The organism is Aggregatibacter actinomycetemcomitans DSM 8324 (genome assembly GCF_000372365.1).
GTDB lineage: Bacteria > Pseudomonadota > Gammaproteobacteria > Enterobacterales > Pasteurellaceae > Aggregatibacter > Aggregatibacter actinomycetemcomitans.
The window spans coordinates 74,232-81,628 of record NZ_AQUU01000013.1; the positions used below are offsets into that span (position 1 = coordinate 74,232).

Here is a 7,397-nt window from a genome sequence, read left to right on the forward strand (position 1 = left end):
TTATAACTTATCGCCCAGCAAAAACTGCAACACGGCATCCATACGTAAGTGCGGTATATTTTCGCCCTGTTCTAAACGGTGTGGTTCAAATTGGTCAAATTCAAATTTCCGGGTTTGCCAAAAATCGGCGCTCGGCAATTTACCTGGTACGCTACCGGGATAAATCGTCACCTTTTGCTGATCGCTGCTACGAACGCCCTGAATAGCTTTAAATTGGCGACCGTTTTGGTTTACTACCACCTGCTGCGTCGCCCGAATTGCCGCAATAGCGGTGTAATCGGTGGCAATATCGGCAAATTCTACATACCGTCCGCCTTCCTGTACCAATTGACGCATCAGGCTGACCAAATTGGCAAACTGATCCGTAGTAATATGATCCGCCTTGGTTGCGGTAAACATCAATTTATCGATTTTCGGTGAAAAAAGGCGATTAAGAAAATGGCGCTTTCCATAGTGAAAATTCCGAAACAGCTGATGTAACGCCAGCTGCATATCGCCGAAGGCTTCACGGCTGTGATTCAAGGGCGTTAAACAATCCGCCAGAATCACCTGCCGATCAAAAGTGGAAAAGTAATTTTCATAGAAATCTTTCACAATACGCCGACGGTAATAATCGTAGCGTTTTCGTAGCACGACAAAATAACTGTTCTCTTTCGCCTCTTTTTTCAGCTGCTGCCATTGTGACTCGGTTAAATGTAACAAAGGAAAGAATTGCAAGGCAGGTGCGCCATCCAATTCACCGGGTAACACAAATCGCCCCGGCTGAATAAAATGCAATCCGTGTTTTTTACACTGCCATAGATAGTCCGTGTAGTCTTTGGCAAGTTGCGCCAAAATGTCTTCATCGGCAACATCGGTTAAATTGATTTTCTTTGTTTTCTCCAACCAAGGTTGCGCCAGTTGCAGATGAGTCGCATTGAGCTGTCGTTGCAATTCCTGCGACCACTGTTGAAAATCCAGCTCCAGCAAAGTCAAATCCAACAGCCATTCGCCCGGGTAGTCAAAAATATCGACATACAATGTGCCTTTTTCTTTAACATGACGCAATAAGCCCGAACTGCGCTGATAACGAATCGCCAAACGGGTTTCGCTTACGCCTTTGGTAGATTGCGGCCAAACGGGCGGTTGCTGCGAAAAGGCATTGAGATTGCCATCATAATCAAAACGGGGAACGGATAAATCCGGTTGAGGAATACGTTTTACCGCAATAATCCCGCGCCGCCGCGCCGCATCAAAGAGCGGCAGATGGCTATTATCCACGCGATTGATATGTAACAATTGGTTAATAAGGCTGGTGATAAAAGCAGTTTTCCCGCTTCGACTCAACCCTGTCACAGCAATGCGTAAAGTACGGTCTAATCCGCGATTAACCAGATCGTTTAATTCTTTTTGCAAATGATTTAGCATGGTTTTCATTCTTCAGTATTTGTGCAATAGCGCAATAATCATGACGAATATTATACTGAAAAAATGAAGCTAGGCTTAAATTAACGGCGCTTATTCTAAAAAGTGCGGTTATTTTCTACGGTGAATACTAAGAAAAGGCATATTCGCTAGAATATCCACGGAATATATTTTACAATTTGACATTCATTTTTTAGAACCGCGAAATCTGTTGTTATGCTGAATAAAAGAATCCTTACGTCATGTTGTTTGCTCGCTTTTGCGGTTAATTCCGCAATGGCGGCGCCACGCGTGCCGGAAGAGTTGACAAACAACGGATTGATTTATTGTACTCATGCTTCCGGTTTTTCTTTTAATCCGCAAACAGCCGATGCCGGCACCAGCATGAATGTGGTCACCGAGCAGATTTATAATAAACTTTTTGAAATATCCAATACCAGTGCGGTGCCAACGCCGGTATTGGCGCAATCCTATTCTCTCTCGCCTGACGGCAAAGTCATTACGATTCATTTACGCAAGGGCATTAAATTTCATCACACCGATTGGTTTAAACCGACCCGTGATTTCAATGCCGATGATGTGGTTTTTTCGCTAAATCGCGTGCTGGGCTATGAAACCTATTTACCGACCTTAGAACAGACCTCGGTCAGCTATAAAAATCCTCAGTATCGCATCTTTCACGAACAGGCAAAAAAGGTGCGTTTTCCTTATTTTGAAAGCATTAAATTGAATCAAAAAATCGAATCAGTAAAAGCCATTAATCCGCATACAGTGGAAATTATCTTATTTAAACCGGATTCCTCCATTTTGTCCCATTTGGCAAGCCAGTACGCCATTATTTTCTCGCAGGAATATGCCGTACAGCTCAATGCGGACGACAACTTGGTACAATTGGATACATTGCCCGTGGGAACCGGTCCGTATAAAGTGAAAAATTACTTTCGTAACCAATATGTGCGTTTAGAAAAAAATAAAGATTATTGGAAAAAAGACGCCAAAATTAACGACATCATTATTGACCTCTCAACGGATCGTACGGGGCGGTTGATTAAATTTTTCAATGGCGAATGCCAGATTGCGTCCTATCCCGAAGTCAGCCAACTGGGCTTATTACAGGAAAATGACGAACGTTATTACATTAAAAGTGTCGAAGGTATGAATTTGGCGTATCTGGCGTTTAATTTCCAAAAAACTGCCCTTCAAGACGAGCAATTACGCCGCGCTATCTCGCAAGCGATTAATCGGCAACGGATTATTAAAACCATTTATCACAATACGGCTACCGTGGCGAATAATATCATCCCGAACATTTCTTGGGCTTCCGCGGTGAATACTCCCGATTTTGACTATGATTATAATCCGCAACAGGCGAAGAGAATCTTACAGGATAAAAAGTTAAGCCTGAGTATGTGGGTGATTAATGAAGAACAGGTGTATAACCCTGCGCCATTAAAAACCGCAGAACTCATCAAAGCGGATTTAGCAAATGCCGGCGTTGAGGTTAATATTCGTTCTGTCACCCGCACCTTTTTAATCGAGCAATTACATAAAAAAGCCGAAGATTACGACATGATTTTAACCGGTTGGCTGGGGGGAAATTTAGATCCGGACAGTTTTATGCGCCCAATTTTAAGTTGCAGCACCTCAAATGAAATTACCAACTTATCCAACTGGTGCAGCGAAAAATTTGATCAAATTATGGATGAGGCATTGGATACTTCCAATCAGCGCGTACGCTCCGCTGCTTATAATCAGGCACAGACGTTAATTTTATCGGAGTTACCAATCATTCCGATCGCGAACGTTAAGCGGGTTCTCGTCGCCAGTTCACGTGTTCAAAATATCGACATGAGTCCGTTCGGTAGCCTGAATTTTTCAACCCTCTCCCTGCGAAAAGGGCACAAATAATGTTTAATTCACTGATTCGGCAATGTGTTTTTCTCGTTTTAACGTCAATTATCCTCACATTGATAAGTTACGTTATTTTAATGCAGGATCCATTAAATGCCGAACTGGCGACACCGTATTTTTACAATGGCTACCTTAATTATTTAGGCAACCTTACCCGTGGTGATTTAGGTATCAGTTACAATGGCGGGCAGCTGTTAAAATCCACGATTTTTACTGTTTTACCCCCCACCCTTGAATTGTGCTTTTGTGCCATTTTGTTGGCGGTGCTGTTCGGCATTCCTCTTGGTTTATTAGGTGCCATTTACCAATCACATTTCATCGGAAAAACCACCCGCACTTTATCTTCCATGGGATTGGCCATGCCAGTCTTCTGGATTGCACCGATTTTATTATACGCCTCCGCGATAAATGGCTGGGAAATCGCCGCAATCGGGCAATACAATTTACTCTATGAAATTAAACCGATAACCGGTTTCCCTATTATTGACGTATGGTTTGTCGAAGCGCCTTATCGGCTCAAAATCATTCAAAACGTGCTGCAACATTTGGCATTGCCCAGCTTAGTGTTAACCATCCTGCCGACAATGGAAATTGTCCGTTTTGTGCAGCAACAAGCGGAAACTATTTTTCAGCAAAATTACGTTAAAGTGGCCGCCACTCGCGGTTGGTCAAAATTTAAGGTGCTACGCAAATATATTTTACGCAATACCCTGCCTCTGCTTATTCCGCAAATGACCCGTTTATTCACCTTGGTCATCACACAATGTATGCTGGTAGAAAGCACCCTCGGCTGGCCGGGGATCGGGCGCTGGCTTATTGATTCGGTCACCCAGCAGGATTACAACAGTATTTCGGCAGGTATTATTACTATCGGATCATGTATTATCTTCATCAAATTATTCTCCGAAAGCTTAATCTTTATTTTGGATCCGTTAAATAAGAAGGGTTGGTATGCAAGATAGAGAACCGAAAGACTTTCGTGAAACTGCGACCTTAAAACATATTTGGCAGTTATTTCGTAAAGACCGCATTGCGTTATTCGGCTTCTACGCATTTTTACTGCTAATTTTGACCGCACTTTTCGGACCATTACTTGCGCCTTATCCAAGTGAAATGCAATTTGTCGGCAAAGAACTGACACCGCCTTCTTGGGCAAGTGATGGGCAAATCGCCTACTTCTTTGGCACCGATGATATTGGACGCGACGTATTCAGTCGTATACTTATCGGCACCAGCTATACTGTCGGCGCCGCGGTTATTGTCGCTATGATGACCGCCCTTGTCGGTGGTGGACTGGGCATTTTGGCAGGAATGTCACAAGGGATTAAATCCCGTGTTTTAGGACATTTTCTTGATGCGTTTCTCACTATTCCGGTACTTTTAGTGGCAATTATTATTGCGACATTAATGGAACCGAATTTGATCAATGCAATGTTGGCAATCAGCCTGGCGTTATTGCCGTATTTCGTACATGAGATTTATCTCAGCATTCAACAGGAATTAAAGAAAGAATACGTTCTCATGTTACGTCTGGATGGCATTTCAAAGCGACTTTTGTTAAAGGATACCATCTTACCAAATATTGCCACCCGCTATATTCAGGAAATTTCCCGTGCCTTCAATATTGCCATTCTGGATATCAGCGCATTAAGTTTTATCGCCCTCGGCGCACAACGTCCCGCACCGGAATGGGGCGCGATAATCCAAGATTCTTTAGAGCTGATTTACCTCGCTCCTTGGACTGTGATTTTACCCGGGCTGGCGATCATTCTGAGCGTATTAATCAGCTTAATTTTCACCAACGGGCTCTGCAAAGCCATTGATAAATATTATGAGTAGGTAAGAAATGGCTTTATTGGATATTCGTAACTTACGCATTGATATAAAAACGCCGGCGGGGCTTATTCGGATTGTTGATAACGTAAGTTTAACCTTAAACGAAGGGGAAATTTGCGGCTTAGTCGGTGAATCCGGTTCCGGTAAAAGTTTAATTGCTAAAGTCATTTGCAATGCCTTCAAAGATTCCTGGATTGTCACAGCTGACCGCTTTCGCTTTAACGATATTGAATTACTCAAACTCACACCGCCCCAACGGCGCAAAATTGTCGGTAAAGAAATTTCTATGGTGTTTCAGGATCCGCTCACCTGTCTTGATCCCAGCCAAAAAATCGGCAAGCAACTGATTGAAAGCATCCCGAACTGGACGTTTAAAGGGCACTGGTGGCAGCGTTTATTCAATTGGAAAAAACGTCGCGCCATCGAATTATTGCATCGCGTAGGGATCAAAGAACACAAAGACATCATGGCCAGCTACCCGCACGAACTGACCGAAGGGGAAGGGCAAAAAGTGATGGTTGCCATCGCTGTGGCAAACCAACCGCGTTTACTTATTGCCGACGAACCGGCAAATTCCGTGGAATCCATTACAAGGGTACAAATATTCCGCCTTTTATCGAGCATGAATCAAAACCAAGGCACTTCTATTTTGCTTGCCAGCAATGATATTAATAGTATTAGTGAATGGTGTGACTCTTTTATTGTGCTTTATTCCGGACAAAACGCGGAATCGGGACCGAAGGAAAATATTTTGGAAAATCCTCATCATCCTTATACGCAAGCCTTGTTGCATTCCATCCCGGATTTTACACAGCCCTTACCGTTTAAAGGCTATCTGGGTACATTAAAGGGGTCGGTACCATTATTGGAGCAAATGCCGATCGGTTGTCGCCTCGGTCCGCGTTGCCCTTTCGCGCAAAAAAAATGTATTGTAAAACCGACCGCACTTCGTATTAAACAACATGAATTTTTCTGTCATTTCCCGATTAATTTACGGGAAAAGAAAATCAAAGAAAAAGAGCAGATTCAACCGCTCACCCTAAACACCGATAAACAGGAATAAGAAATGCCGTTATTACAAGTGGAAGATTTAACAAAATCCTTTAAGGGTAGCCTCGGCCTCTTTAGCTCCGGCTATTTTCACGCTGTGGAACAAATCAGCTTTAGTCTTGAAGCAGGTAACACCCTGGCAATTATCGGAAGAAACGGTTCAGGAAAATCAACCCTAGCAAAAATGATTGTAGGTATCACAAAACCCACATCAGGAAACATCTTGTTTAAAGACAATCCCCTCGTATTCGGCGATTATCATTATCGTGCCAAGCATATTCGCATGGTATTCCAAGATCCGAATACCGCCTTTAATCCGCGTCTAAATGTTGGTCAAGTGCTGGATGCCCCCCTACTTCTCACGACAAAATTTGATGAGCAGCAACGCAATCAGAAAATTTTTGATATTTTAAAACTCGTAGGAATGCACCCGGATCACACTAATATAAAAATCAATACGCTTTCCGTCAGCCAAAAGCAACGTATCGCCCTAGCCCGCGCACTGATTTTAAATCCGGAGGTCGTTATTATTGATGATGCACTTGGTTCATTAGATGCCACGGTAAAAACACAACTGACTAATCTCGTGTTGGAATTACAGAAAAAACTCAAACTTGCCTATATTTATGTCGGACAAAATCTCGGCATCATCAAACATATTGCCGATACGATTCTCGTGATGGAAGACGGGAAAATGATTGAATATGGCGACACGCATTCCTTATTTACTGCGCCTAAAACCGATGTAACCAAACGCCTCATTGAAAGCCATTTTGGTAAAATTCTGGATAATTCATCTTGGAAAAATGAAGATTTAGCCAATAAAGTGCGGTAAAAAATTTCAGTGTTTTTTTATCCCCTTCCTGACCCCAAATTCCAATCCCATTTATTCCACTAAAACAAAAAGCCCCGATGCTCTCACATCAGGGCTCACTATCAGGCTTGGCGGTGACCTACTCTCACATGGGGATGCCCCACACTACCATCGGCATTACGGCCTTTCACTTCTGAGTTCGGTATGGTTTCAGGTGGTACCACCGCACTATCGCCGCCAATATTCTTTGATGACTATCCTCTCTCCTTTCCGCGCTTTCGCTTTCTTATTCCGCTCTTCGCTTCTCTCGTTCTTTCTCTTCTTACTTCCCTTCCCGCGTACTATACGCGTCATCTTCCAAAAACAAGCCTCAAACCAACTT

General features: G+C 43.2%; 6 protein-coding genes and 1 rRNA gene. 5 read left to right on the plus strand and 2 right to left on the minus strand.

Features of this window, described 5'->3' with window-relative positions:
• Entirely contained in the window at positions 1–1,407 is a 1,407-nt protein-coding gene (locus A3CS_RS0108380) for a YcjX family GTP-binding protein (protein WP_005575338.1), read from the minus strand.
• Between the two features lie 213 nt (positions 1,408–1,620).
• Here A3CS_RS0108380 and A3CS_RS0108385 point away from each other — a divergent pair, with 213 nt between their 5' ends.
• Genes A3CS_RS0108385 through A3CS_RS0108405 form a run of 5 tightly spaced genes read left to right on the plus strand, consistent with a single transcriptional unit; the run spans position 1,621 to position 7,036 of the window.
• The gene (locus tag A3CS_RS0108385; RefSeq protein WP_005545401.1) at positions 1,621–3,312 is read left to right on the plus strand and encodes an ABC transporter substrate-binding protein; all 1,692 of its coding nucleotides are present in this window, start codon (positions 1,621–1,623) and stop codon (positions 3,310–3,312) included.
• On the plus strand, positions 3,312–4,277 hold the full coding sequence (locus A3CS_RS0108390; RefSeq protein ID WP_005542342.1) for an ABC transporter permease: 966 nt from the start codon (positions 3,312–3,314) through the stop codon (positions 4,275–4,277). Before A3CS_RS0108385 ends, A3CS_RS0108390 begins: the two co-directional genes overlap by 1 nt.
• The gene (locus A3CS_RS0108395; RefSeq protein ID WP_005542341.1) at positions 4,267–5,154 is read left to right on the plus strand and encodes an ABC transporter permease subunit; all 888 of its coding nucleotides are present in this window, start codon (positions 4,267–4,269) and stop codon (positions 5,152–5,154) included. The genes A3CS_RS0108390 and A3CS_RS0108395 overlap by 11 nt, the downstream gene beginning before the upstream one ends.
• A gap of 7 nt (positions 5,155–5,161) precedes the next feature.
• Entirely contained in the window at positions 5,162–6,214 is a 1,053-nt protein-coding gene (locus tag A3CS_RS0108400) for a peptide ABC transporter ATP-binding protein (protein WP_005545403.1), read from the plus strand.
• A 3-nt stretch (positions 6,215–6,217) separates the two neighbouring features.
• Positions 6,218–7,036, plus strand: a complete 819-nt coding sequence (locus tag A3CS_RS0108405) for a peptide ABC transporter ATP-binding protein (RefSeq protein ID WP_005545405.1) — start codon at positions 6,218–6,220, stop codon at positions 7,034–7,036.
• Between the two features lie 105 nt (positions 7,037–7,141).
• Here A3CS_RS0108405 and rrf read toward each other — a convergent pair.
• Positions 7,142–7,257: ribosomal RNA gene (gene rrf / locus A3CS_RS0108410) — 5S ribosomal RNA — on the minus strand.
• Positions 7,258–7,397 lie beyond the last annotated feature (140 nt).